Annotated in this window: 25 protein-coding genes; 10 read left to right on the top strand and 15 right to left on the bottom strand. The window is 54.9% G+C overall.

The genetic code is table 11. From position 1 onward, the window contains the following. Positions 1–16: 16 nt before the first annotated feature. Together LG297_RS11130 and LG297_RS11125 are read left to right on the top strand one after the other, a co-directional pair. Complete coding sequence (locus LG297_RS11130) at positions 17–967, top strand: ornithine cyclodeaminase family protein (RefSeq protein ID WP_404420194.1); 951 nt, start codon at positions 17–19, stop codon at positions 965–967. After that, positions 964–1,464 (top strand): thioesterase family protein, encoded by a 501-nt coding sequence (locus tag LG297_RS11125; RefSeq protein ID WP_404420193.1) that lies wholly within the window; start codon positions 964–966, stop codon positions 1,462–1,464. The genes LG297_RS11130 and LG297_RS11125 overlap by 4 nt, the downstream gene beginning before the upstream one ends. Positions 1,465–1,521: 57 nt before the next feature. Here the strand turns inward: LG297_RS11125 and LG297_RS11120 are convergent, their stop codons facing one another. Then, positions 1,522–2,031: a GNAT family N-acetyltransferase gene (locus LG297_RS11120; protein WP_404420191.1), complete on the bottom strand. Its 510-nt coding sequence runs from the start codon at positions 2,029–2,031 to the stop codon at positions 1,522–1,524. A 102-nt stretch (positions 2,032–2,133) separates the two neighbouring features. Between LG297_RS11120 and LG297_RS11115 the strand changes: the two genes are divergently transcribed. Continuing rightward, positions 2,134–3,372 (top strand): alpha/beta fold hydrolase, encoded by a 1,239-nt coding sequence (locus tag LG297_RS11115; protein WP_404420189.1) that lies wholly within the window; start codon positions 2,134–2,136, stop codon positions 3,370–3,372. 74 nt (positions 3,373–3,446) lie between these two features. Here LG297_RS11115 and LG297_RS11110 read toward each other — a convergent pair whose 3' ends face one another. The 10 genes from LG297_RS11110 to LG297_RS11065 all read right to left on the bottom strand — a co-directional run bounded on the left by LG297_RS11110 (position 3,447) and on the right by LG297_RS11065 (position 13,863). Beyond that, positions 3,447–3,794: a RidA family protein gene (locus LG297_RS11110; protein ID WP_404420187.1), complete on the bottom strand. Its 348-nt coding sequence runs from the start codon at positions 3,792–3,794 to the stop codon at positions 3,447–3,449. Between the two features lie 42 nt (positions 3,795–3,836). After that, positions 3,837–5,132, bottom strand: coding sequence for a M20 family metallopeptidase (locus LG297_RS11105; protein WP_404420185.1), 1,296 nt, complete (start codon positions 5,130–5,132; stop codon positions 3,837–3,839). Between the two features lie 21 nt (positions 5,133–5,153). Continuing rightward, a complete protein-coding gene (locus LG297_RS11100; RefSeq protein ID WP_404420183.1) occupies positions 5,154–6,296 on the bottom strand; it encodes an NAD(P)/FAD-dependent oxidoreductase in 1,143 nt (380 codons plus the stop codon). Next, positions 6,293–7,336, bottom strand: a complete 1,044-nt coding sequence (locus tag LG297_RS11095) for a histone deacetylase family protein (RefSeq protein WP_404420181.1) — start codon at positions 7,334–7,336, stop codon at positions 6,293–6,295. The genes LG297_RS11100 and LG297_RS11095 overlap by 4 nt, the downstream gene beginning before the upstream one ends. Positions 7,337–7,391: 55 nt before the next feature. Beyond that, complete coding sequence (locus tag LG297_RS11090) at positions 7,392–8,321, bottom strand: 3-keto-5-aminohexanoate cleavage protein (protein WP_404420179.1); 930 nt, start codon at positions 8,319–8,321, stop codon at positions 7,392–7,394. Further along, positions 8,318–9,694, bottom strand: a complete 1,377-nt coding sequence (locus LG297_RS11085) for an aspartate aminotransferase family protein (protein ID WP_404420177.1) — start codon at positions 9,692–9,694, stop codon at positions 8,318–8,320. The genes LG297_RS11090 and LG297_RS11085 overlap by 4 nt, the downstream gene beginning before the upstream one ends. Before the next feature lie 23 nt (positions 9,695–9,717). Next, entirely contained in the window at positions 9,718–10,815 is a 1,098-nt protein-coding gene (locus LG297_RS11080; RefSeq protein WP_071239902.1) for an ABC transporter ATP-binding protein, read from the bottom strand. Positions 10,816–10,906: 91 nt separating this feature from the next. Then, positions 10,907–12,061 carry a PotD/PotF family extracellular solute-binding protein gene (locus LG297_RS11075; RefSeq protein ID WP_404420175.1) on the bottom strand — a complete coding sequence of 385 codons (1,155 nt, stop codon included), beginning with the start codon at positions 12,059–12,061 and terminating at the stop codon, positions 10,907–10,909. 109 nt (positions 12,062–12,170) lie between these two features. After that, a complete protein-coding gene (locus LG297_RS11070) occupies positions 12,171–12,980 on the bottom strand; it encodes an ABC transporter permease (protein ID WP_037991397.1) in 810 nt (269 codons plus the stop codon). 10 nt (positions 12,981–12,990) lie between these two features. Next, a complete protein-coding gene (locus tag LG297_RS11065; RefSeq protein WP_114121038.1) occupies positions 12,991–13,863 on the bottom strand; it encodes an ABC transporter permease in 873 nt (290 codons plus the stop codon). 152 nt (positions 13,864–14,015) lie between these two features. Between LG297_RS11065 and LG297_RS11060 the strand changes: the two genes are divergently transcribed. Both LG297_RS11060 and moaD read left to right on the top strand, forming a co-directional pair. Beyond that, positions 14,016–14,960 carry a LysR family transcriptional regulator gene (locus LG297_RS11060; RefSeq protein WP_240478847.1) on the top strand — a complete coding sequence of 315 codons (945 nt, stop codon included), beginning with the start codon at positions 14,016–14,018 and terminating at the stop codon, positions 14,958–14,960. Between the two features lie 84 nt (positions 14,961–15,044). Beyond that, positions 15,045–15,296, top strand: coding sequence for a molybdopterin converting factor subunit 1 (gene moaD / locus LG297_RS11055; protein ID WP_071239905.1), 252 nt, complete (start codon positions 15,045–15,047; stop codon positions 15,294–15,296). Between the two features lie 59 nt (positions 15,297–15,355). Here the strand turns inward: moaD and choV are convergent, their stop codons facing one another. The 3 genes from choV to LG297_RS11040 form a co-directional block, all read right to left on the bottom strand. Further along, positions 15,356–16,552 (bottom strand): choline ABC transporter ATP-binding protein, encoded by a 1,197-nt coding sequence (gene choV, locus LG297_RS11050; protein ID WP_404420172.1) that lies wholly within the window; start codon positions 16,550–16,552, stop codon positions 15,356–15,358. 2 nt (positions 16,553–16,554) lie between these two features. Next, the gene (choW, locus tag LG297_RS11045) at positions 16,555–17,403 is read right to left on the bottom strand and encodes a choline ABC transporter permease subunit (RefSeq protein ID WP_114121030.1); all 849 of its coding nucleotides are present in this window, start codon (positions 17,401–17,403) and stop codon (positions 16,555–16,557) included. Between the two features lie 92 nt (positions 17,404–17,495). Further along, entirely contained in the window at positions 17,496–18,455 is a 960-nt protein-coding gene (locus LG297_RS11040; RefSeq protein ID WP_404420171.1) for a choline ABC transporter substrate-binding protein, read from the bottom strand. A 378-nt stretch (positions 18,456–18,833) separates the two neighbouring features. Here LG297_RS11040 and betI point away from each other — a divergent pair, with 378 nt between their 5' ends. The 5 genes from betI (at position 18,834) to LG297_RS11015 (ending at position 25,889) form a co-directional block, all read left to right on the top strand. Continuing rightward, on the top strand, positions 18,834–19,424 hold the full coding sequence (gene betI, locus LG297_RS11035; RefSeq protein WP_404420170.1) for a choline-responsive transcriptional repressor BetI: 591 nt from the start codon (positions 18,834–18,836) through the stop codon (positions 19,422–19,424). Between the two features lie 61 nt (positions 19,425–19,485). Further along, a complete protein-coding gene (betB, locus tag LG297_RS11030) occupies positions 19,486–20,943 on the top strand; it encodes a betaine-aldehyde dehydrogenase (protein ID WP_404420169.1) in 1,458 nt (485 codons plus the stop codon). 56 nt (positions 20,944–20,999) lie between these two features. Then, entirely contained in the window at positions 21,000–22,685 is a 1,686-nt protein-coding gene (betA, locus tag LG297_RS11025) for a choline dehydrogenase (RefSeq protein ID WP_404420168.1), read from the top strand. Between the two features lie 122 nt (positions 22,686–22,807). Further along, on the top strand, positions 22,808–24,397 hold the full coding sequence (locus tag LG297_RS11020; RefSeq protein ID WP_404420167.1) for an L-serine ammonia-lyase, iron-sulfur-dependent, subunit alpha: 1,590 nt from the start codon (positions 22,808–22,810) through the stop codon (positions 24,395–24,397). Positions 24,398–24,575: 178 nt separating this feature from the next. Further along, positions 24,576–25,889, top strand: coding sequence for an NAD(P)/FAD-dependent oxidoreductase (locus LG297_RS11015; protein ID WP_404420166.1), 1,314 nt, complete (start codon positions 24,576–24,578; stop codon positions 25,887–25,889). Here LG297_RS11015 and LG297_RS11010 read toward each other — a convergent pair. Further along, entirely contained in the window at positions 25,886–26,557 is a 672-nt protein-coding gene (locus LG297_RS11010; RefSeq protein ID WP_404420165.1) for a cysteine hydrolase family protein, read from the bottom strand. The genes LG297_RS11015 and LG297_RS11010 overlap by 4 nt on opposite strands. Between the last annotated feature and the right edge of the window lie 152 nt (positions 26,558–26,709).

The following is a 26,709-nucleotide window of genomic DNA, read 5'->3' as shown; positions in this document are numbered from 1 at the left end:
ATTTGCAGGAAGGCCCATGCGTTTCATCTCCGCCGAAGAAATCGATAAATTCGTCTCGCCCCGCGATCTGGTTGAGGCGCTCCGCCAGGGATTTGCCGATGGCTGCGAAGCGCCGTTGCGCAGCCATTTCAACATGGAACGCAGCAATGAGGATGACGCGACGTTTCTGATCATGCCGGCCTGGCAAAAGGATGGCGCAGCCGGGGTCAAGGTTGCGGCTGTTGTGCCGGGAAATTCGGCGCGTAACCTGCCGGCGGTTTCGGGGACCTATATCCTGCTTGATGCCGTGACCGGTCAACCATCGGCAGTGATTGACGGCACCAAATTGACGACACGTCGCACGGCGGCGGCATCGGCATTGGCGGCGGACTATCTGGCGCGCAAGGACGCCTGCGAAATGGTCATGGTCGGTTCCGGGGCGATGGCGCCGAACCTGATTAAAGCGCACGCATCGGTTCGTCCGATCAAAAAGGTCACGATCTGGAACCGCAATGGGGACAAGGCGCGGGCTTTGGCGGATGAAACCGCGACACTCGGGTTTGATGCAGTTGGTACAGATGATCTGGAAGCCGCATGCAAAACAGCCGATCTGATTTCATGTGCGACACTTTCGACAGAGCCGCTGGTACGTGGTGAATGGCTTCGCGAGGGGACGCATGTTGATCTGGTCGGCGCGTTCAAACCGACCATGCGCGAAACCGATGATGCCCTGATGCAGAAATGCCGGATTTATGTTGATAGCTTTGAAGGTGCAGCAGCCGAGGGCGGCGACGTGGTGCAACCGCTAAATGCCGGATCGATTTCAAAATCCGATATTCTGGGCGATTTGTTCGGCCTGACGCGCGGTGAGGTCAAGGGACGCCAAACCGATGCAGAATGCACGGTTTTCAAATCGGTTGGTCATTCGCTGGAAGATTTTGTCGCAGCAGTCGCGGTTGTCGATGCGGTGGGAAAGGCCGGTAAATGATCAGTGCCGATCTTTTTGCCCCGGAGATGCTTGAAAGCTATCGCGGGACGGTGCCGCAGAACTGGATCGATTTTAACGGTCACGTCAATGTTGGTTATTACGTGGTTGGTTTTGATCTGGGATCAGTGGCGTTTCTGGACGGGGTCGGGATGGGGCGGACATATCCCGAGCGGCGCGGGTTTTCGACCTTTGCGCTTGAAATGCACATTACCTATGACCGGGAAATTCATCTGAATGATCCGTTCGTGATCCATACGCAAATCCTTGATTGCGATCACAAACGCATTCACATGTATCATGAATTACGTCATGGGACCGAAGGGTGGCTGTCGGCGACCAATGAAATCATCACGATACATATCGATATGGAAACGCGCCGGTCGGCTCCATTTCCCGATGACATTCAAAAGACGCTTGATCTGATCCGTGAGGCACATCGCGATTTGCCGGTGCCAAGCGGGGTCGGTCGCAGGATCGGCATTCGCCGTAAGGAATAACGATTTTCAAAGCCCCGAAATGAACAAACCCGCATCACTGGATGCGGGTTTTTGCGTTCAGGCGACCTTTACAAACAGCTTGCAGATTTCACCACTATTATTGACGTCCTGATCGCGTTCATAGGTCAGGCCCAGTTTGGCGAGAAGTTTCAGCGATACGGTATTTTCCGGCAGTGTATAGCCAAATATCCGATCAAAGCCCAGCGTATCGTGGCCATAGTCGATCAGGGCATTGCTGACTTCAAACGCATAGCCCCTGCCATGATGGCTTTCGGTAATGGCATAACCGATATCGGGTGCATCAAGCGTGTCGCGTTTGACAAATCCGCAAAGCCCGATGCTGCATCCGGTTGCTTTTTCGTCCACGATGTACAGCCCGAAACCGTGTTTCAGATAGCTGCTGAGAAGCCGATCATCAATAAATTTTCGGGCGGCATCAAGGTCATGGACGTTGCGATCCCCGATAAACCGTATCCAGCCCGGTTCGTTCAGCAGTTGCATGATAAAGGGGGCATCGTTGTAGGTGCCGTGACGCACAAGCGTTCTTTTGGTTTCCAGTATTGTCATACTGTATTACCCTTGGTTTTGTGGCGGCGAATACCGCATGCTAGCGTAGAACGTGCATAAATAAACAACGAATTCACCAAATACCGGTGGCGGAGGTGCGATATGGCTGTAAGGCCGATTAAGCTCAGTTTTGAAGGCGCACTGGGGGCGCAGCTTTCGGCACGGTTGGATTTGCCTACGGGGCCGGTTCGGGCCTATGCGCTGTTTGCACATTGCTTTACGTGCAGCAAGGACCTGACGGCGGCGCGCAAGATCGCGCAATCGCTGACCATGCAGGGGATTGGGGTTTTGCGGTTCGATTTTACCGGACTTGGCGGATCGGGCGGTGATTTTGCATCGACCAATTTCACATCCAATCTGGATGATCTGAAACGCGCGGCTGATTTCCTTCGGCATGAATTTGCCGCCCCCCGTTTGCTGATCGGGCATTCGTTGGGCGGGGCGGCGGTTTTGGCCGTGGCTGATAGCGTGCCCGAAGCAACCGCAGTTGCAACCATCGGTGCCCCCGCCGATGTCGAGCATGTGACCCATAATTTCGCCGATTACCTTGAAGATATCGAACGGGACGGGCAGGCCGAAGTTTCGTTAAGCGGGCGGCCCTTTGTGATCAAGAAGCATTTCATTGATGATCTGCGTGCCCACAATATCGAAAAATCGGTCGGCAGATTGCACAAGGCGTTGCTGGTTTTGCATGCGCCGATGGATCAGACGGTTGGTATTGAAAATGCCGCACGGATTTTTGATGCCGCCAAGCATCCGAAAAGTTTTGTGTCGCTTGATAGTGCCGATCATTTGTTACGCGATCCCGATGATGCGACCTATGCCGCCGAGGTGATCAGCGCCTGGGCCAAGCGTTATATTACCGACGAAGACCCGGTAAATGACGAAGTACCAGACGGTGCCGTCGTGGTGCGTGAAACCGGGCTTGGCAAGTTTCAGGCGATGGTTCTGGCCGGGCATCATCGTATGTTTGCCGATGAACCCGAAGATGTTGGCGGGTTTGACAGCGGACCGTCACCTTATGATTTTCTGGCGGCCGCCCTTGGGTCATGCACGGTGATGACCATGCGGATGTATGCCGATCAGAAACAGATCCCGGTCGATGGCATTCGGGTCGAAGTCCGGCATGATAAAATCCACGCAAGCGATTGCATGGAATGCGGGCCAGAGTTCGAACAAAAGGGCGGGAAGATCGACCGGTTCGAACGGATCATTACCCTGCATGGTGATTTTACCGAGGAAGTCCGCGAAAAGCTGATCGCGATTGCCAATAAATGTCCGGTGCATCGCACGCTTGAGTCCAAGTCGCTGATCGTGACACGGGACGAACGGGATCGGTAGAATTCATGTTCCTCATACAAAAACGCCCGGCGCAATTGGCCGGGCGTTTTGCATTCGGATCGGAATTGATCGGATTATGGTTTTGCGGCAACCACGATGAATTCAACCAGATAATCCGGGGTGGCAAGTTTGGCTTCGCCGCATGCACGTGCCGGGGTGTGACCCTGCGGGACCCATGCATCCCAGACTTCGTTCATTTTGGCGAAATCGGCCATATCGGCAAGCCAGATAGTGGTCGACAGGATGTTTTCCTTTGACGCGCCGCATTCGGCCAGAAGCGCATCAACCTTGGCAAGGCATTCCTTGGTCTGGTTGGTGACATCGCTGGTCGGTTCGCCAACCTGGCCGGCAAGATAGATGGTGTTGCCATGAACAACGGCCTGGCTCATGCGCGGGCCGGTGTGAAAACGCTGAACGGTCATCAAAGTCTCCTGATATCAAGATATGATCGGTTTTTGGTTGGATTATGCGGCGTGATTATCACGTTTGGTAACGCCGCACCAGTCGGCAATGAACAGGGCAAGGACCTCGGTGACTTCCATCATGCTGGAAATCGAAACCCGTTCGTCAATGCCATGAATTCGTTCGGCTTTCGGGCCATAACAGGTGGCCGGGATATTGCCGTAAATCTGGAAGAAACGCGCATCCGTCGTCGCGGTGGAAGCATAGTTTTTGATCGTATTGCCGGTGACCTCGTGGTGAATGTCGCCGATCATGGTCATCATCGGATGGGTTTCGTCCATCACGCATCCCTCGGCCTGAAAACCGCGATAGGTAATGTCGAATTTTGCGCCCTTGCAGGCCGGGTGATTTTCCATCGCACTTTGTGCAACCGCCTCGATGGTTTCGCGGACCTTGGCCAATTCCATACCGGGATAGAACCCGACACGGATGTCGGCCGAACAAACCGGCGGTACGGTCGATGCCCATTCACCACCTTCGATCTTGCCCAGATTGAAATTCACCGGATGCACATGTGCGCCATAGGCCGCATGACGATGGGTGGGGTGGTTCCAGATGTCTTCGACTTCTTTCAGGGTTTCGAAAAAGCCAAAGGCCGCCTCGATCGCGTTGCTTCCGGCCGAGGTATCAAGAACATGCGCCGGACTTCCGGTGACATGAAGCTGGAACCACATCACGCCAAGCTGGGCAGTCATCAGAGTCTGATTGAACGGTTCGGGAATGATCGCACAATCAGCCCGATATCCGGCATGCAGGCAGGCCAGCGCCCCGTTACCGGTACATTCTTCTTCGACAACCGATTGCAGGATAACCGGGGCGGCGGGCTCAAGACCCAGATCGTGAAGGGCGGCAAGGGCGTGACAATAGGCAATGATGCCGGCCTTCATATCGCCAGCCCCGCGGCCATAAAGCCAGTCGCGTTCGACATAAGGGTCAAACGGTCCACGTCGCCATTGCGCCACTGGCCCGGTCGGCACGACATCAATATGCCCGTTTAAAATCAGGCTGCGTCCGGTTTGCTTCGCCGGTTGATGAATACCGACGATATTTTCCCGCCCGCTATATTCCGTCGTAACCGGCGGGGAAAAGCCCGGCAAATCGCGCAATTCGTCAATATTGATCGCAGCCCGTTCGACCATAAGCCCCATATCGGCGAAACGATCCGCGACCCAGTTCTGGGCAGATGTTTCGTTGCCCAGAAGGCTTTCATGGCGAACCAGTGCGCACAGATCATCAATCGCACGATCCCGGCGATTGGCAATGCTACGTCGCAGTTCATGGCGGTCAAAACTGATCATGGCACAATTTCCGTTCAATCCTTATGCAGTTTGGCCAAGGCCGGGGCGGGTGGCGGCAAGGGCATCCTTGGTCACACCAAGTTTCGTCATCCTGTCCGGCACGCCATCGCCGCAAATCAGGCTGGCGGCATATTCACCCATCGCGGGTGCGGTTTGAATGCCGTAGCCACCCTGACCGGCGAGCCAGTAAAAGCCGTCTGCATCCGGGGCGAATGCCGATACCGGATCGCCATCGGCAAAGAAGCTGCGCAGGCCAGCCCATGCTTCGCCTGGGCGATTGACCTTAAGCGTGGTTGCCGTCATCAGGCGGTCAATCGTGATGGCGATATCAAGTTCTTCGGGCTGGACATCGTGGGGCACCGTCGGTGTTGCATCGGAGGGCGATACTAGCAGGCGGCCAGCATCTTCCTTGAAATAAAGGCCTTCGCCGACGTCCGAGACCATGTGCCAGCCATGCGCATTGACATCAGATGGCAAATCAACCATCACCGCCGTGCGACGTTTGGGGGTGATGCCCAGCGGTGTTACGCCCGCCAGTTTTGCGATTTCATCGGCCCATGCACCCGATGCGTTGACGATGATTTGGGCCTCATAGGTTTCGCCGCCTGCCGTGACCTGCCAGCCGCTTGCGGTTTTTGCGATTGCAGTGACATCTGCCTTGACCACCAGTTCACCACCAAGCTTTTTGAAATGGCGGATAAAGCCCCAGTGCAGCGCATGAACATCAATATCCATGGCATCGGTTTCAAGTGCGCCGCATGCGATAAGATCGATATTGAGGATCGGGATCATTTTTTTGATGTCATCAGGTGTCAAGGCGACAACATTCGCACCGTTTGCGCGGCCTTCGGTCAGAAGTTCGTCAATTGCGCCTTCATTGCCGTGTGCAGCGGTCAGGATCACACCACGCGGGGTCAGGATCGGATTTTCGGTGAAACCTTCGGGCGGGCTCAGGAAAAAGTCCCGGCTGGCCGTCGACATCTTGCGGATGATTTTCGGGCCATAGGTTTCGCTATAGAGTGCGGCGGATCGGCCGGTGCTGTGATAACCCGGCTGATCCTCGCGTTCAAGAACCGTGACGGATTTTCCACGTTTGGCCAGAAAATAGGCTGCTGACATGCCGGCAATACCGCCGCCAATGATCAGGATATCGGATGTTTTCATTCGGGGCTCCCTGCGGTGGTGGCGTGAAAGGCGCTGATAAACTGAAAAAGGTTTTCAGCCAGTGTGTTACTGACATAACCGCCTTCCTGCACTAGCACGGTTGGCAGATTGATGCCGCCAATTTTTTCACCGATTTTGGCAAACCCGCCGGGTGTCACGGCAAGTCCGCCAAACGGATCATCCGATGATGCATCCAGGCCCAGTGCAATGACAACCGCGTCGGCACTGAAATGATCGATCATGACAAGCGCACGATCAAGGGCGGCCAGAAATGCGTTATCGCCGCTGCCAAGGGGCAGGGGATAATTGTGGTTGAAACCAAGCCCGGCATCCTGTCCGCGTTCTTCGGCATGGCCCCAGAAAAACGGATAGAAATCACGCGGGTCGGCATGGATCGACAGCGTCATGACATCATCACGAGCATAGAAAATATGCTGTGTGCCGTTGCCATGATGCAGATCGACATCAAGGATCGCAACGCGGTCGTATTTGGCACGCAGTTCCTGTGCGGCAATCGCGCTGTTGTTCAGGTAACAGAAACCACCGGCGATATCGCGGCTGGCATGGTGGCCGGGGGGACGGCAAAGGGCATAGGCCGATCTGGCATTGCCATCGCGGACCTGGCGGGTGGCGGCAATCGCGGTTTGCGCACTGGCATAGGCCGATTGCCATGTGGTTGCCGATATCGGGCAGGATGTATCGCCCATATGAAAACCGGCCTTGCCCGCCGGTGATCTTGGATAGGGGCCAAGCCGGTCAAACGGATGAATACCGGGCACCACCAGATCAGACCCACCAACAGCCTTCCATTCGGCATGGATGGTTTGCAGGAATTTCAGATATTCCGGCGCATGAATGGCGGCAATCGGACCCATGCCGAAATCATCGGGGGTGCGCAAATCAAGGCCAAGCCGTTTGACGGCAGTGGTCAGTATTTCCGCCCGTTCGGGGACTTCGGGGATTGGCCGTGCTTCGCCCGCGACCATGAATGTCTGGCCGTGATGGCGAAGCTGATCGGCTGAGAAATAGGCATGCATCATGGGCGCCGCCTTTCGTTGGCTTTGCGTCGTGGTGTTGGTGGCAGTTTGTTGTTTCCTAAAAGGCGACCTGATTGGCACCTTTCAGACCCAGCATGGCGCGGGCTTCGTCCGGTGTTGCGATTTCAAGCGATAACCCGTCCAGAACGTCGCGGATTTTGCGAACTTGCGATGCGTTGTCCGGGGCGAGTTCGCCCTTGCGCAAATACAGATTATCTTCAAGACCGACCCGGACATGACCGCCCATGGTGGCCGACATGGTGGCAAGCGGCATCTGATGTCGCCCGGCACCCAGAACCGAAAACTGGTACTGATCGCCAAAAAGTTTGTCGGCGGTGCGTTTCAAATGGGCAAGATTGTCGGGATCGGCCCCGATACCGCCCAGAACGCCCAGAACGAACTGAATGAAAATCGGCCCTTTGATCAGGCCGCGATCAACAAAATGGGCCAGCGTATAAAGATGCCCGACGTCATAACATTCAAATTCAAACCTTGTGCCATTGGCATCGCCGAGATCTGCCAGAATGGTTTCGATATCGGAAAACGTGTTTTTGAAAACAAAATCACGACTGTCTTCGAGAAATTTTGGTTCCCAGTCGTGTTTCCAGTCGCTGCGTCCGGCAAGGGCGGGGAACAGGCCGAAATTCATCGTCCCCATATTCAATGACGCCATTTCGGGTGCTGCCTGCTTTGCCGCACGAATACGGTCCTTGACCGTCATGGTCATGCCGCCGCCGGTCGAAATATTGATTACCGCATCGGTGGCCGATTTGATGCGCGGCAGGAATTGATCAAAAACAGCCGGTTCCGGGCTTGGAAAGCCGGTTTCGGGATCGCGTGCATGCAGATGCAGGATGGCAGCCCCGGCATTTGCCGCCGCAATCGCCTGATCGGCAATCTGGTCGGGGGTGATTGGCAGGTGCGGGCTCATGGACGGGGTATGAACCGATCCGGTGATGGCGCAGGTGATGATGACTTTCCGGCTCATGCGAAGGCTCCGGCACGGGTGAGTTCGTCCTGAAGCTCGCCAAGGGCGGCGCGCAACGGAATGAGGATATCGTCAAACTGATCGTGTGTGATCGTCATGGGCGGGCAGACCATCACGTGATCGCCGCGATAACCGCCGCGGGTGCGACGCCAGTAAATGATCAGGCCCTTGTCATAGGCAATATCAACAAGGCGGGCAGCCGCAAGATGTTTGGGATCAATCGGTTCCATGGTTTCGCGGTCTTTGACCAGTTCGACCGCAAGAAGCAGTCCAAGGCCACGCACATCGCCGATGATCGGAAATTCATCGGCAAGTTTGCCAAGTTCGGCCTTTAATGCTGCCCCGCTTTGGGTCGCATTTTCCAGAAGGTTGTCTTCATCAATCACATCAAGGACCGCATTGCCCGCTGCACAGGCCATCGGATTGCCGGCATAGGTGTAACCATGGATAAAGCCACCATGATCAAGAACCGGGCCGACAATGCGATCAGGCGCAATCATCGCGCCAAGCGGGGCATAACCCGCCGCCAGTCCCTTTGATACGGCCAAGATATCCGGCGTGATGCCCCAATGTTCGGCGGCGAAATATTTGCCAGTGCGTCCGGCACCCGTCATGACCTCGTCATAGATCAGAAGAATGCCGTATTGATCGCAGATCTCGCGAATGCGGGCATAGTAACTGTCGGGCGCAACCAGTGCGCCGGTCGCAGCCCCGCCAACCGGTTCCATGATGAAACCAAGAACGGTTTCAGGGCCCTGTTTGAGTATTTCGGATTCTAGCATGTTGGCGTATTTCAGGCCGCGTTCATGATTACTCAGATCATCGCGATCCAGATAGCAGGTCGGGGCCGGAATTTTGGGTTGGTCCACCATCATCGGGGCAAAGGGCGCATGCATCGGCGTATAGCCGGTGATGGCAAGCGCACCAAGGGTCGATCCATGATAGCTGGGGAAACGCGAAATGATCTTGGTCCGCTGGGCTTGCCCCTTTGCCAGGGCATATTGACGGGCAAGCTTGATGCAGCTTTCGACAGATTCGGACCCGCCGGAGACAAAAAATACCCGTTCAAGATCGCCGGGTGCGCGTTCGGCAAGGCGGAATGCCAGATTTTCGGCCGCATCATTTTCAAAATGCAGGCGATAGGCGAAGCTGGCCTTTTCAAGCTGCGCATTCATCGCGGCAATCACGCGCGGGTCGCTATGGCCGATATTGCTGACCATCGCACCGCTGGAGGCGTCGATATAGCGTTTGCCATCGACATCCCACATATAGACGCCCTTGGCATGGTCGATCAGCGGCCGACGCGAACGGCTTTGATAAAACAGGCGGGATTCCCGGTTGTGGCCGGTTTTGTTGGGGGTATCATGCGTCACTTCGGGTGGCACTCCAGATCCGGTCAGTCGTGATGACCGGGCAACAACACACAATTTCGGGCGGCAATGTGCATGAACACATCGGCACCTTCGTGATGGGGGCGGGCATCAATCGGGTTGATCACCTGCCAGTCACGACCATTGGCCGTGACAAAATAGCGGGCCTGCTGCCCCAGATAGTCGACCGTTTTGATCCTGCCGGGGATGGCGATCACACCGTCCGTCGCACCGTTCTGATCCGACAGGCCGATTTTTTCAGCGCGGATAACGGCGCGGACGTCTTTTGAACCATTGGTTTTGGCGGTTTGTTCGGATGTGGTCAGCAATGTTTCGCCGCTTTGCAGGGCAACCTTGGTAAAGGCCGCATCCGGTGCGCCAAGGGCAGCAGGAATGATATTGGAATGCCCAAGGAAATCGGCAACAAAGGCCGATGCGGGATTGTTATAGACGTCCTCGGGCGCGCCTTCCTGTTCGACGACACCGTTATTCATCACCACCAATTTATCGGACATGGCAAGGGCTTCTGATTGATCGTGGGTGACGAAAACGGTGGCAATACCCAGTTCGCGCTGAATACGTTTCAGTTCGACCCGCATTTCTTCACGCAGATTGGCATCAAGGGCAGATAGCGGTTCATCAAGTAGCAGTACATCGGGTTCGATCACGATGGCGCGCGCAAGGGCAATGCGCTGCTGCTGCCCGCCGGAAAGCTGGTTTGGAAAACGATCCGCAACATGGGGCAGTTGCACCAGATCAAGGGCACGATTGACCTTTTCCCGGATGTCGGATTTGGACACCTTGCGATATTTCAGGCCAAAGGCGATATTGTCGTAAATCGATTTGTGCGGGAACAGCGCGTAGTTCTGAAACACCAGTCCCAGATTGCGTTTGTGGATCGGCAGGGCATTGACCCGTTTGCCACGGATCAGCAAATCGCCTTCGGTAATGTCGGTCAGTCCTGCAATCATGCGAAGTGTCGTGGTCTTGCCGCAGCCCGATGGACCCAGAAAGGTCACGAAGCTGTTGTCGGGCACGGTCAGATCCATGCGTTGCACGGCGGTAAATTCGCCGTAACGCTTGACGACATTTTGCAGTTCGACCGCATTTTCGATGTCAGCCATCACAAATAACCCTGTCAGAAAAAGGCGGTGGTGCCCCGGCCATTATTTAAAAAACAAGGACCGGGGTTCCGGTTTATGCGATCAGTCCGGCTTAGTAGCCGCGCTGAACCCGCGAGAAGGTTTTCGACCAGTCGGCTTCGTTTTCGTTCCAGTAGGCCGGATCAAAGAAGCTGAGTTCCTTGAGCGTGCCGGATGGATCAAACGCGGGCAGGGTCGGGATGACTTTGCCGAGTTCGACTTTCTGCGGATCAAGAGCAGGCGGGTAACTTTGGCCTTCGGCAACCGCAATCGCGACTTCGGGTTCGAGCATGAAGTTCAGAAGTTCTTCACAGGCTGCCATCGGGCTTCCGCGCAGAACGAACAGGCATTCCTGCCAGCCAAGACCGCCTTTCGGGTCGTGATAGCCGATATCGTGGCCCTGATCCTGCAATGCCTTGATGCGCCCGGACCAGCCTTCGGTGACATAGATTTCTTCTTCGGCCAGAAGGCTCATCAGTTCGGCCCCTGAGCTCCAGTATTTCAGGGCCAGATCGCGATGGGCACGGATCATGTCCCAGACGGCGTCGATATCCTTGATCGCATTCGGATTCTGATCGGATTGCAGGGCACCGTACCAGACGCGGGTTTTCCATTCGCCCCAGCCGCCGATCTTGCCTTTGTAAGCTTCATCGACCATCAGCTTGGCACCTTTGGCCTTGGCTTCATCGTCGCTGATATATTTGCGGTTATAGGCAATGCCGGTGGTGCCGTAATCATAGGGAACCGCCGAAATGGTACCGCCGGTGATTTTGCGCAGCGGTTCGATCAGGCCGGGAATGACGTTTTTGAGGTTCGGAATATTGGCTTCGTTCAGCTCGGACGTCAGTTCCAGACCATGATATCGGGCATAGTCAAACACACCCGACAGGTGGGCAAGGTTAAACTCGCCCGGCTGGCCCGCCTTGACGCGGGCGATATATTCGTCCGCACCGCCAAAGGTGCCCGATACGACCTTGATCCCGGTTTTCTCGGTATAGGGGGCAAATGCGTATTTTTCAAATGCCTCGGATACCACACCGCCCCAGCCGTCAAAGCGGACCTGTTCTGGTGTTGCGGCAAGGGCGTTGCGGGTCAGCATGCCCATCGGGCCCCCGGTGATTCCGGCGGTGACACCCGCAGCCCCCAGAACGGTCAGAAAAGTGCGACGGTTGATATCACCGTCTTTAAGGCGGGTTAGCAGGCGTTCATAGCGTTTCGTCTCGTCCATTTAAGGCCTCCTGATAAAGGTTTTTATCCGTTTTCTTGTCGGTCTTATGGTCTTCTTTTTTATGGTCTTGTTGTTGGTTTTGGCGGTTTCCCGCGGTATCTGTTGTTTGTTAGGCAGCGGCTTTTTGTGCGCGTATTTTTCGTGCTGATGCGATGCGTGCAATGGCGGTGGCAATCAATGGCAGCGCGATGGTGAAGATCACCATCACAGCGCCCAGTGCATTGATTTCCGGGCTGATGGAATTGCGCAGCATGGCAAAAATCTGGGTTGGGACGGTTTCAACCCCGCCCGGTTTCCAGAACAGGGTTCCGGTAATGTCGTCAAACGAGATGGTGAATGAAAACAGCATCCCGGCCATGACAGCCGGCATCATCAGCGGCAGGGTGATTTCAAAGAAAGTCTGGATCGGTGTTGCGCCAAGGCTCATGGCGGCTTCTTCGACGTCGCGCCGGATCGATACAAGGCGCGCCTGAACCACCAGAACCACAAAGGGAAGGGTAAATACGACATGCCCCATCAGAAGCAGGCCAAAGCTTTTGGGCATGGAGAGGAATTGCAGAAACAGCAAAAGAGCCACAGCCAGGACGACCTCGGGGATCAGGATTGGAGCAACCAGAAGCGTTGATATTGAACGCTTCCCCGGAAAATCGTACCTGACCATGGCAAGGGCCGCGAGCGTGCCAAACGTCGTTGAAATCGCACTGGTCAGCGCGCCCAGCAACAGAGATGTTTTGAATGCACGGATAATAGCATCGTTGTTCCACAATGCTTCGAACCAGCGTGTCGAAAAACCTTCAATCGGGAAACTGCCGAACTGGTTGGCGTTGAATGCCAACAGGATGACGACCGCGACCGGCGCGAACAGAAACAGATAAACAAGGATTGTGGCGATACGGATCAGGGACCAGCCGGACATCATTACATTCCCCCTATTTGAAGCTTTTGGCGATCTGATCGACGCCAAGATAACGGGTGTAAATGACAACCAGCGCACCCAGAAGCGCCAGCAGGACAAGCGAAAGGGCGGAGCCCAGAGGCCAGTTAAGCTGTGTGACGATGGCCTCGAACACGAGATTGGCAAACATCGCATCGCGTGGCCCGCCCAGAACGATCGGGGTGATATAGGTCCCCGCGGCCAGAACAAAACATAACAGCGATCCGGCGGCGAGACCGGGGAAGGACAGCGGCAGGGTGACTTCGCGGAAGGCCTGCCAGCCGGTGCAGCCAAGGCTTTTGGCTGCTTCAGTCAGGTTCTTGTCGATACCATCCAGGCTGACATAGACATTCAGGATCATGAAGGGCAGCAGATAATGCACAAGACCCAGAATAACCGTGGTCTGATTGTAGAGCATCTGGATCGGTTCATCGATGATACCAAGCGAGATCATCAATGTGTTGAGCGCGCCCGACGTGCCAAGGATGTTGATCCACGACATGGTGCGGATGATGTAGCTGATCCAGAAGGGCAGCATCAGCATCAACAGCAGGAAAGTCTTTGATTTCATCGGGGTGTTGGCAACGAAATAGGCCGGGATATAGCCGACCAGCGCGCAGATCACCGTGGTGTAAAAGGCAATGGCAAAGGTCTGAAACAGAATATCGCGGTAAAACCTGTCGCCAAGCACTTCGATCCAGTTATCAAGATAAAATCCGACCTGATCAGCACCGGTCGCGGTGCGCAGCCAGAATGAATAAACCACGATGAACATCATCGGGATGATCAATAGCAGCGATATCGTCGCCAGTGACGGCGATAGCAGGACCCAGGGCGTTCTGCGTGCCCCGGCTACATCTGCGGCCATTTTTGCCTCCCGTTATTGTGCTCTGGCAATTGCTTGCCATGCGCGGTTATCTGGCCGTGAATGAATATGTCTGATCATTTCACCCCAGACTTGCACATAGCGCAAATAGATAAGTAGAATGGATTGCATAGCCAATTGCTATGGGTGGGGAAATGAGCGACCTTTTAAAACGGCAATTCGACTGGAACCTGTTGCATACCTTTACGGTGATTGTCGAAGAACGGTCGATCACCGGGGCGGCCAACCGGCTGCTTTTGCGCCAGCCCAGTGTCAGCAATGCGCTTAAACGGCTTGAAGATCAGATCGGCGCGCGCCTGATTGACCGGGAACGCGGCCGGTTTGAGGTCACCGAACAGGGATTGGCGCTTTATCACGAATGCCGCGAGATTTGCGGGGCGATTGGCCGACTTTCCGATGTGATGTCGGACAGTGGCAATCAGCTTAGCGGGCATTTGCATTTGTGGCTGGCAAGTCATGTGGTGTTTCCGCCGCTTGACGATGCGTTGTTTGAATTCAATCGCGAACATCCCGAAGTTACCTATGAAATCAACGTCGCGACATCCGCCCATGTAACAAGTCAGGTCCTGTCCCAACAGGCAAGTTTCGGCATTTGTCTTGTGAATGAACAGCATCCCCGGCTGGAATATCGTAAACTGTATCGTGAACATTTCGGGTTCTTTTGCGGGCCGACACATCATTTGTTTGGCCGGGAAAACCTGACACTTGCCGATTTGCGCAGCGAGGCATTCGTGTCGTTTTCCACCGATCAGCTTTCCGATGCGCTGGCCCCGGTTGCGGTATTGCGCGCGCGCGAAGGCATGAAAGGCAAGGTGATCGCCACCAGCCCGCATCTTGAAGAAGTCCGCCGCCTGATCAATGCCGGGCTTGGTATTGGTCCGTTGCCGATCCATGTCGTGCAAAACGCGATGGAACGCGGGCAGTTATGGCGCCTGCCACCCTATGATGCGCCGCCGGCAATTGATATCTATCTGGTGACCAATCCGCGCATGTCGCTTGGCCGGGCGGAACGGTTTTTTATTGAAAACCTGACCGGGCGGCTTGGCAATGCGCCGGATGGTTATTTTGTTTATCCGTAAACAGGGCGTGATCGGGGCTTGCGGATTGTGGGTGTTTGCGCAAGCATGCGGTCAAACACGGATTTCAAGCAAACGGGATAGAAGATGAAGCTGGTTTATTTTTCCTGGGTCAAGGACCGTATCGGCATGGCCGAGGAAGAGGTTGAACTGCCGGAAAATGTGAAAACCGTTGCCGACCTTCTGGCATGGATGCCGGGCAGGGGGTCGAATTTCGCTGATGCGCTGGCTGATCCGGCGATCATCCGGGTTGCGGTTGATCAGGAATATGCGCAAGGCGAACGTGATGTTCGTGGTGCCAGCGAAATCGCGCTGTTTCCGCCGGTGACCGGTGGATAAAAGACGAAATTGAAATGGTATTTAAAGGCGCCCGGTTTGCAGGGCGCCTTTTTTGATGATCAGTCTGCGACGGTTGCCGTTTGCGTCAGGCTTTCAAAAAATTCCTTGCGGCCCAATGTGCCGGAAATGCGTCCCTCGCGGGTTAGAAGCACCGGATTCTGGGTGATGCTGCGCATTTCGATCAGGTCTTTGAGAAGCACGGTATCATCGGCAACGAAGATGACCGAATTGTCGGTCCCGTCCAGATCGTCCGGCAGGTTGCCGTCATACTGGATCAGCTTTAGTTCGCCATGTTCGCCGCTATTGGCGGCACGAATGATGCCGTCCTGAAGCGTGATGCGGATATCTTCGTCTTCGACGGAAAGTTCGCCGGTCATGTTGCGCTGATCGCGGTCAATGCGGTGCATGATGGCGCGACCGCGCAGGATATTGACCGGGTTCATATGGGCGACAAAGTCCGCGACATATTCATTGGCTGGACGCAGGGCGATGTCTTCGGGCGTGCCATGCTGTACGACATAGCCACCTTCCATGATGGCAATTGAATTGCCAAGTTTCATGGCCTCGTCCAGATCATGACTGACAAACAGGATGGTTTTATTAAGCTTTTCCTGAAGATCAAGAAGCTCGTCCTGCAGGCGGTTACGGATCAGCGGATCAAGGGCCGAAAACGGTTCATCCATCAAAAGGATCGGTGCATCGGTGGCAAAGGCACGGGCAAGGCCGACACGCTGCTGCATGCCGCCTGAAAGTTCGTGGGCATATTTTCCGGCCCACTGATCCAGCCCGACAAGGGCCAGCTTTTCCCGGACGATTTCACGGCGTTCCTTCGGTCCCATGCCGTCAAGCTCAAGACCAAATCCGACATTGTCTTCGACGGTGCGCCAAGGGAACAGGCCGAATTGCTGAAAGACCATGGCAACGCATTTACGACGCAGATCGCGCAGCGTATTGGCATCACAACTGGTGACATCGACCATCCAGTCTCCGTCATGTACCCGAAGCGATCCGCGTGAAACGCGGTTAAGCCCGTTTACACAGCGCAGCAACGAGGATTTCCCCGAGCCAGAAAGCCCCATCAGAACGCAGATTTCACCCTGCGGGACGTCAAAGCTGACATTGGCAACACCAAGGATATTTCCGGTTTCCTTGGCTATTTCGTCACGGTTTTTACCGGCGTCGAGGAGGGCGAGCGATTCAGCCTGCTTATCCCCGAAAATGACGTCGATATTATCAAATTCAACAGCATTGCTCATGATTACTGCCCCGTATTTTCTGATTTGTCGCGGCGGCAGATGCGGTCCAGCACAATGGCCAGGATCACAATTGCAAGGCCGGCCTCGAACCCTTGGGCGATATTGACCGTGTTAAGGGCGCGAACAACCGGTTTGCCAAGTCCATCAGCCCCGACAAGAGCGGCAATCACCACCATGGACAGTGACAGCATGATGCATTGGGTAAGGCCCGCCATGATCGATGGCATGGCAGATGGCAGTTCGACCTTGAAAAGCAATTGCCGCGGCGTGCAGCCAAAACTTTTGCCTGCTTCGATCAGCGCCTTTGGCGTACTGGCGATGCCAAGATGCGTCAGGCGGATCGGGGCGGCGATGGCAAAGATCACGGTCGAAATCAGGCCCGGAACCACGCCAAGACCAAACAGGATCAGTGTCGGGATCAGATAGACAAAGGTCGGAATCGTCTGCATCAGGTCAAGAACCGGGCGCAATGCCTGATAAAGCCAGGGGCGATGTGCGGATGCCACGCCAAGCGGTACCCCGATCACCATACAAAACAGCGTCGCATAGATCACAAGTGCGAGCGTTTCCATGGTGGCTTCCCAATAGCCGAGATTGACGATCAGAAGCAGGGAAAGAACGGTAAAGGCCGTCAGTTTCCATGATTTGTGCAGCCATGCAGCCAGCACGCCAAACAGCGCGATAATCAGAAACGGAGGCAACCAGACCAGCAAGTCGACTGTGTTTTCGATAATGAATTCAAGAACGTCCGAGATGGTGTAAAACACGAAGTCGGCATGCTCGTTAAGCGCATCCATAAGGGATGCAATCCACCGTCCCAGCGGAATTTTAGTTTCCGTGAGCCATTCCATTGGATTTTTCCATTATTTGAACAAAGAAAATGTGCCGGTACGCTGCCCGTGATGGGGGCAGCGTACCGGCATTATGTATTTGAAGCTGGACCCTAGAGACCGAGTTCATCTTTGAGCGCTGCTTTGGCATCGCCACCGTCAAAGGTGGTAACACCGTCAAGCCAGGCCATCGCGGCATCCGGGTTGGCTTTAAGCCATGCGGTTGCCGCTTCTTCCGGATCGGTGCCTTCGTTCAGGATGGCATCCATGATCTGGTTTTCCATATCGAGGCTGAATTTCAGGTTGGTGACGAATTTACCGGCATTCGGGCATTCGTCAGTGTAACCGGCACGCAGGTTGGTATGAACCGTGGCACCCCCGAAATTAGGGCCAAATACGTCATCGCCACCATCAAGATATGCCATGTCATATTTGGCATTCATTGGATGGGGCTCCCAGCCAAGGAATACGATGAACTGGTCACGTGCCGATTTGCGGTTGACTTCGGCCAGCATGCCCTGTTCGGAAGATTCAACAAGTTCAAAGCCCTTGAGGCCGAATTGGTCGTTGTCGATCATATCCTGAATCAGGCGGTTGCCATCGTTGCCCGGCTCGATCCCGTAGATTTCACCATCAAGCTGATCCTTGAATTTGGCGATGTCGGCGAAATCCTTGAGGCCTGCGTCATAGGCATTTTTCGAAACAGCGAGGGTGTATTTGGCACCTTCAAGGTTGGCACCGGTGCTGACGACTGTTTTCTTTTCCAGATAGGGCGCAATGTCTGCTGCCATTGTCGGCATCCAGTTGCCGAGGAAAACATCAACATCCCCGTTAGCAAGGCTGGTATAGGTGACAGGAACGGAAAGAAGTTCGGTTTCGGCGTCATAGCCAAGTGATTCGAGAATTACCGATGCGGTTGCCGTGGTCGCGGTGATATCGGTCCAGCCAACATCAGAAAATGTTACGGTTTTACAGGCATCGCTATCAGCCGCCTGTGCACCGGCCGCCCCCAGAAGGGTGGTGGCAATGACAGTGGTGCCAAGAAGGCGGCCAATGGTGGAACGTGTGGTCATGTTTATGGTTCTCCCTTGTGTGGACCTAGCGGTTACTGATGGTGGCAATAACGCCGCCATCAGACTTTCGGTTCCGGAGGCCAGACGCATGTGAAGCGATGCGTATTTGGCACCGCGAACATTCGTCCAAAACCATGTGACCGGGTCCCCTGAACCCGGTCACATAGACCGGAATAATCATAAAAACAGCCGTAAAGCCGCGCAACCAAGGCACTTTCCCTGCTAACGTCGCGCCACAAAAGACGGCGTTTTTTATTGATTGATTGTTCAATTAAAATACAGCATATTCCCCCGAGGTCAATTGCGAAGGGCGAAAAAGTCGCATTTGCGTCATCAAACAGGCCTAAGTCCTTCGGATCGCTTAGAATTGGATGAGTAATGCCCAAGGTTGGAATGCAGCCTGTACGCCGCAGGCAACTGATCGATGCCACGATCGAGACCATTCACCGCTTTGGTTTTGCCGATACCACGATCAGTCGGATTGCCGGGGCGGCGGGGATGTCGTCGGGAATTATTTCGCACTATTTCGGCGGCAAGAATGCGCTTCTCGAAGCAACGATGCGTTTTTTGATGCAGGAATTGCGCAGCGATTTTCTAGATCGTGTTGCCAAGGCAAAAACACCCCATGAACGTCTTGAAGCGATTGTTGATACCAACTTTAACGAAGCGCAATTCACGCCGCAGGTGATTGGTGCGTGGTTGTCTTTCTGGTCGCAGGTGCCGTTTTCCGATCCGTTGCGCCGACTGAACGCGATCTATTTCAAACGACTGGCATCGAATTTGCGCCACGAGTTGCGCCGGCTGACAACCGATCAGCGGGCCGAAGAAATTGCCGCAGTTACCGCAGCCATGATCGATGGCATATGGGTGCGGTCCGGCTTGACATCGGGGCGTGCCAATGTCGCGGCAGCACGCAAAATGGTGCTTGATACCATGCACCTGCATCTGGCCAGTTCGCCCGCGCGCTAGTCAAGAGACATACACTTAAAAAGGGCTGCCCGTTTCCGGTGTGGCCTGCAGGAGTTTCGACATGAGCCTTTATCAGATACAGAACTTTATCAACGGCAAGAAGGTCGCCGGTTCGGGGGCGGAAATGGTTACACTGAACCCCGCGACCAACACGGTTCTTGCCAAGGGCAAGGAAAGCACCACTGCCGATGTTGATGCTGCGGTGAAGGCTGCACGTGCCGGGTTTGAAATCTGGAAAAACACGCCTGCGGCTGAACGGGCGCGTGTTTTGTTCAAGGCTGCTCAAATCCTGCGGGACCGTAATGATGAACTGGCCTTGGTTGAAACCCGTGATACGGGCCGTGCGATTCAGGAAACCGAGATTGTTGACGTGATTTCCGGTGTCGAATGCCTTGAATATTTTGCCGGTGTGGCCGGAAGCCTCTCGGGCGAGCATATCGATCTTGGTGGTAATTTCGCCTATACCCGGCGCGAGGCGGTTGGCGTTTGCGGGGCCATTGGTGCGTGGAACTATCCGATCCAGATTGCCTGCTGGAAAGCAGCACCGGCATTGGCGTGCGGAAACGCAGTTGTTTACAAACCCTCCGAAGTCACCCCGCTTTCGGCGATTGCGGTGGCCGAGGCATTGCAGCAAGCAGGCCTTCCGGATGGTGTTTACAATGTCGTCCAAGGCGCGCGTACCTGTGGTGCGGCGCTGACTGAACATCCCGATGTTGATAAAATCTCATTGACCGGCTCTGCCGAAACCGGCGCCAAGGTTGCCGCGGTTGCAGCGGGCGGCATGAAGGCCGTTACCATGGAGCTTGGCGGCAAATCGCCGATGATCGTGTTTGAAGATGCCGATCTGGATAACGCGGTATCGGGCGCGCAGATGGCGAATTTTTATTCATCGGGGCAGATTTGTTCGAACGGTACGCGCGTTTTCGTCCATGAAAGCGTTGCCGAGGCGTTCATTGAAAAGCTGATTGTGCGGAGCAAAAACCTTGTTCTTGGTGATCCGGAAAAACCGGAAACCCAGGTCGGCCCGATCGTGACCAAGGCCCAGTTCGACAAGATCATGTCCTATATTGAAGCTGGCAAGGGCGAGGGCGCGAAATGCGTTCTGGGCGGTCATGCAGTTAGTGAAAATATGCCTAAAGGTGGGCTGTTCGTTGCCCCGACCATTTTTACCAACTGTACCGATGACATGACCATCGTGCGCGAGGAAATCTTTGGGCCGGTGATGTCGGTCCTGACCTTCAAGGATGAGGATGAGGTCATTAAACGCGCCAATGATACCCAATATGGATTAGCCGCCGGCGTGTTTACCCGCGATCTGTCGCGTGGGCATCGGGTTGTCGCCCGTCTTGAGGCGGGGACCTGCTGGATCAATACCTACAATATCACGCCGATTGAAATGCCGTTTGGCGGGGTCAAGAAATCCGGGGTGGGTCGTGAAAATGGCCGCGCCGCGATTGAGCATTATACCCGGATTAAATCCGTCTATGTCGAAACCGGTGACGTCGAGGCGCCTTATTGATCACGGTTCCTGACTGTGAATGGCTGCCTGCAACCTGTTGAAGATAAGGAAAAAGCATGAATACGCCGACTACCACGGAAAAATACGATTACGTTATTGTCGGTTCCGGTTCTGCCGGTGCCGTTCTGGCCAGCCGCCTGACCGAGGACCCGGAGGTCAAGGTTCTGGTGGTAGAAGCAGGACCGGTAGATCATTGGTGGGATTGGCGTATTCATATGCCAACGGCATTGTCTTATCCGATGCAGTCGGAAACCTATAACTGGGCATATTGGACGACGCCGCAGGCGAACCTGAACAATCGCCGGATGGAAACGCCGCGCGGGCGTGTTTTCGGTGGTTCCAGTTCGATCAACGGCATGGCCTATGTTCGTGGTCACGCGCTTGATTACAATCGCTGGGCGGAACAGGATGCGGCGTTAAAAGAATGGGATTATGCGCGGTGCCTGCCGTATTTCCGTAAGGCCGATACACGCAACGAAGACACCAATGGTGACGAATATCACGGCGGGAACGGCCCGCTGCATGTCACCACGGGGGCTTGCAAAAACCCGTTGCACAAGGCGTGGATAAAGGCCGGACAGGAAGCGGGTTATGGATTTACCCCCGATCAGAATGGCTATCGCCAGGAGGGTCTGGGGACGATGGATATGACTGTTTATAAGGGACGTCGCTGGTCAACCGCGCGGGCCTATTTGCATCCGGCAATGAAACGTCCGAATTTGACAGTTCATGACAAGGCACTGGCGCAGCGCGTTGTTTTTGATGGAAAACGCGCCGTCGGACTTGATTTCACTCACCGTGGTGAACTCAAACGCGCGACGGTCGAGCGCGAGGTGATTATTTCGGCAGGATCGATCAACTCGCCAAAACTTTTGATGTTGTCCGGGGTTGGGCCGGCCGAACATCTGCGCGAGCATGGGATTGATGTGGTTGCCGATATTCCCGGCGTTGGGGAGAACCTTCAGGATCATCTGGAACTTTACGTACAGATGGAATGCACCCAGCCGGTGAGTTTAAACAGCAAGCTTGATCCGTGGAACAAGTTCAAGATCGGTCTGGAATGGTATCTGTTTAAAACCGGGCTGGGCGCGACCAACCATTTCGAGGCTGGCGGATTTATTCGATCCAAGGCAGGGGTTGAGCACCCGGATCTGCAATATCATTTCATGCCGGCTGCGATTAACTATAACGGGTCGAAAGCCGCAGAAAAGGATGGTTTCCAGGCTCATGTCGGTCCGATGCGGTCCAAGTCACGCGGGACAGTCCGATTGGCTTCAAACGATCCGGCAAAGCGCCCGATTGTGGATCCGAACTATATGAGTCATCCGGAAGACTGGGAAGAAATGCGGGCCTCTGTGCGCCTGACACGCGAGATTTTCGGGCAGGACGCGTTCAAGGATCTGCGCGGTGAGGAAATCGCACCAGGCAAGGATATTCAGACAGATGCGGAAATCGACGCATGGGTCGCCAACCATGCTGAAAGCGCCTATCACCCGTCCTGTTCGTGCAAGATGGGGAGTGATGACATGGCTGTGGTGGATGAAAAAACGCGCGTGCATGGTATTGAAGGTCTGCGCGTCGTAGACAGTTCGATCATGCCGACCATTGCATCGGGCAATTTGAATGCTCCAACCATCATGATCGGTGAAAAGGCCGCAGATATCATTCGCGGACGCGATCCGTTGCCGCCATCAAACGCACCATATTTTGTTCATCCCGAATGGCAAACCAAACAGCGTTGATTTTGATTATCCCCGGTCGTTGATATTTCAGGATCGGGGATTTTTGTTTCGACCATTGCTTTCGTTCATCTGGCGGGTGATCATCGCGGAAATCATATGCAATTTTCCCGGATTGCCTCGCCATGCAAGAAATCAGCCTGCTTAACTCCGTGATCGGCCCCGTGATGCGCGGTCCGTCAAGTTCTCATTGCGCAGCGCCTTATATGATGGCGAAGGTTGCGCGCGAATTATCGTGCAGCAATGGCGAGGTCTTGAAAAAGGCGATTGTCCGGTTTGATCCGCGCGGGTCGTTTGCGCCCGTGTATCAGGCACAAAGTTCTGACGAGAATTTTGCCGCCGGTTTCGCCGGCGCGGCGCTGACTGATGCGGATTATCGCGACATTTTACCGCGTGTGATGCGTGGCGAAGGATTTCTGTTTAGCGTTGAAATCATTGAACTTGAAAACAACAGCCATCCCAACCGTGTTGATCTTGAACTGACTGTAACCGGTCGGGATGGTGCGGAACGCATCGATCTTTATGCCGGTGCATCGGTTGGCGGCGGGATGTATTACATCGATGCGATGAATGGCGAACTGGTCTTTCTGACCGGCAAAACCGCAAGCGTGTTTGTCTGGGGCCCTGATGTCGGTGCGCGGTCGGATGATATTGCCGCCGGGCTTGTTGTGAATGGCAACAGGTTGCTCGGCATATCGGTCGATCCGGATCATGACCGCTGCGAAATTGCCCTGCAGACCTTGCCCGATACAAAGCTGATTGCCTCTTTACGTGATCAGGACGGTATCAAAGACGTTCGTTTCGCTGCGGCCTCGCAATATCCGGTTTGTGCGACTGACGATCTGTTTTCGACCAGCGATGCGGTCATCGCGGTGGCCGAGCAACAGGGCGGATCACTTGCCGAGGCGGGACTGGTTCTGGAAGCCAGGCGTCTTGGCCTGTCGCGTGATGCAACCCGCGAACTTTTCCGAGAACGGTGTGAATTGATGCTACGTGTTGTGGCAGAGGGGTTTGATGCCGGGTCCGAAGACAATGTGATGCGGTTTTTAACGCTACGGGCGCGCAAGGTTCGCGATGCCAATCTGCCCGGCGGGCTTGGCGGGGCGGTGTTGCAGGACGCGATTGCAGGGGCACTGTCGGCGATGGAACGTGATTCCAATCGCGGGCTGGTCTGTGCTGCACCGACGGCCGGCAGCGCGGGGGTTGTCCCCGGCACGCTTTATGGCCTGATCAGGCATGGCATTGATCTGGATGGGGCGACCGATGCGTTGCAGGTGATGGCGCTGGTGGGGGCTGTGTTTGCCGCACGCGGAACCTTTGCCGCAGAATGCGGTGGTTGTTCCGTGGAAACGGGCGCATCGGCGGCGATGGCAGCGGCCGGCGTCTCGCAGGCATTTGGCGGAACACCGGTGCAATGTTTTGACGCAGCAAGCATGTGTTTGATGAATACGCTGGGCCTTGTCTGTGATCCGGTGGGCGGGGATGTTGAAATCCCGTGCCATGCGCGCAATGTTGCCGGGGTGTCGCACGCATTTTCATCGGCGATGGCGGTTCTTGCCGGATTTGATGCTGTGTTGGGATATGACGAGCTGGTCGATCAGACGGTTAAAATCGGGGCGATGATGCATCCGGATTTACGTTGCACGGCACGTGGTGGATGTGCTGCGACCAAGACCGCCCTTCGCATGGTTGAGGCTGTCACGCAGGCGCGATGAATTGCCGCTGAACGCATGATTTCACGCAATCCTTTGTCCCGGTTGTTGCCTGTTTTGACATAATCGGTGAAAAGCGTTCCAGAAGGCAGATTCCCGCCAGTTTTCCCTTGATACGGTAACCGTTTCCGGCACCATGAGGGGGAAGACAAATCACAAGACAACAAATTCGAGGCTCCGCGTGTTTACCCCGAACTTTCTGACCGCAAATGACAAGGCAGGTACATACCCTGCGTCCTATTACGCCGCAACGGCGAATAAAACCGAACCGTTCCCGCAACTGGATGGTGATCAGACCTGCGACGTTGTTGTGGTGGGCGGCGGTTTTACCGGACTGTCATCGGCATTGCATCTTGCCGAACGCGGTTACAGCGTGGTGTTGCTTGAAGCGCATCGGGTCGGTTGGGGCGCATCAGGGCGAAATGGCGGGCAGGTCGGTTCGGGGCAGCGCCGCGAGCAGGACGACCTTGAAAAGATGGTTGGTCGCGAAGACGCCAGAAAGCTTTGGGATATTGCGGAGCAATCCAAGGACATCGTCAAAAGCCTGATTACCAAGCACGGCATCAAATGTGACTGGAAACCGGGCATTCTGCATGCCGATCACCGAGAACGATTTGTGGCAGGCACGCACGAATATATCGAAAAGCTCCGGACTGAATATGGCTATGAGGCGATCCGTGCCGTCGGGCGGGATGAGATCCGCGACATGCTGGGGTCGGAATTTTATCATGGCGGGTCGCTTGATATGGAGGCGGGTCATCTTCATCCGCTGAACTTTGCGCTTGGCATTGCCGATGCTGCGCGTGTGGCCGGGGCGAAGATTTACGAAAACGCGACTGTCGCCAGCTATGACAATGTTGAAAAGGTCGTTGTCACAACGACTGGCGGGCACCGTGTGACAGCCGACATGATGGTGCTGGGCTGCAACGGGTATCTTGACGGGCTTGAAGACCGGGTTGCCAGAAGGGTGATGCCGATCAACAATTTCGTGATCGCGACCGAGCCGCTGGGCGACGATCTGGCGTGTGAACTGATCCGTGACGATGTTGCGGTGGCGGATTCAAAATTCGTGATTAATTATTATCGCCTGTCGGCTGATAAGCGGATGCTGTTTGGCGGCGGGGAGACATATAGCTATCACTTCCCCAAGGATATAAAATCCTTTGTTGCGCCGCATATGTTGGAAGTCTATCCGCAGCTTAAGGATGTAAAAATCGATTATGGCTGGGGTGGAACGCTCGCGATTACGATGAACCGCATGCCATTTTTCCGCAAGGTCGAGGATAGGGTCTATACCGCGACGGGCTATTCCGGGCATGGGGTTGCCATGGCGACACTGGCCGGGCAGATCATGGCCGATGCCGTATCGGGCACGGTGGAACGGTTTGATGTGATGTCAAACATTAAAATTCCAAGCTTCCCGGGCGGTAAGGCATTGCGCTATCCGTTCCTGGTTCTTGCCATGACCTGGTATTCTATCCGCGACAGGCTTTAGGATGCGACGGCAGTGGCTTTTATGTCACCGTTCTTTGCTCCGCGGGCGGCAAGACGGGCCCTGGTTTTTTGCCAGACGGTCGGATTGACCGCCAGAATGGCCGCATCGGAAAATGAAACCTGATATCCCCGGTTAATTGCCGCCTGCATGGTGGATTGGACACAATAATTCCCGTCAAGGCCGACGATTTGCAGTTTGCCGATTTTCTGACGTTCCAGAACTTTTTCCAGTTCCGGTTCGCTGAAAGCATCGGCACGTGCCTTGGTGATATCGTGATCGATATCGCCATTCAGGCGGGCATCAAGATCAAGCCCTGCCGATTTCGGCCCGCCACGACCCTTGTTCAGGAACTTCACCAGAAGATTGATGTACAAGCCCTTGAATATCTGACGGACTGAAATAACCGGCTGACCGGTTTCGTTGGCAATCAGAACGAGTTCATTGATCGCGGAAATAGTTTTGTCGACCAGTGCCGGGTCATAGGCATTCTTGCCGGTGGCCAGCGTAAAGTCCTCTTGCAGGTCAATGATCAGAAGGGCACTGTTGGGGCGCTGTGAAAGGTCTATTTTTTGACCTTTGCTTGGTGTGATATGACGTTTATGACCATAAATTGTATAGGCAATCAGGGCCAGAATGATGACTGTTCCGATGCCGATCAAAAGCCACATACCGTCTTTCTCCGCTGTCGTCCGTTCGTCGTCCTTTGCAATCGGTTTGGCACATTACAGTTTCACAAGGACTGTCGGCAGATATGCCCTGCGATTTGCGATTTTAGTGCGCGTAAAGATTGCCCCGCGTGACAATATTTTGTTCGGAGCAG

This window comes from Thalassospira australica, from assembly GCF_044790785.1.
Classification (GTDB): domain Bacteria; phylum Pseudomonadota; class Alphaproteobacteria; order Rhodospirillales; family Thalassospiraceae; genus Thalassospira; species Thalassospira australica_A.
Note: the sequence above shows the minus strand (reverse complement) of the source record. Positions and strands in the feature narration are given on the sequence as shown.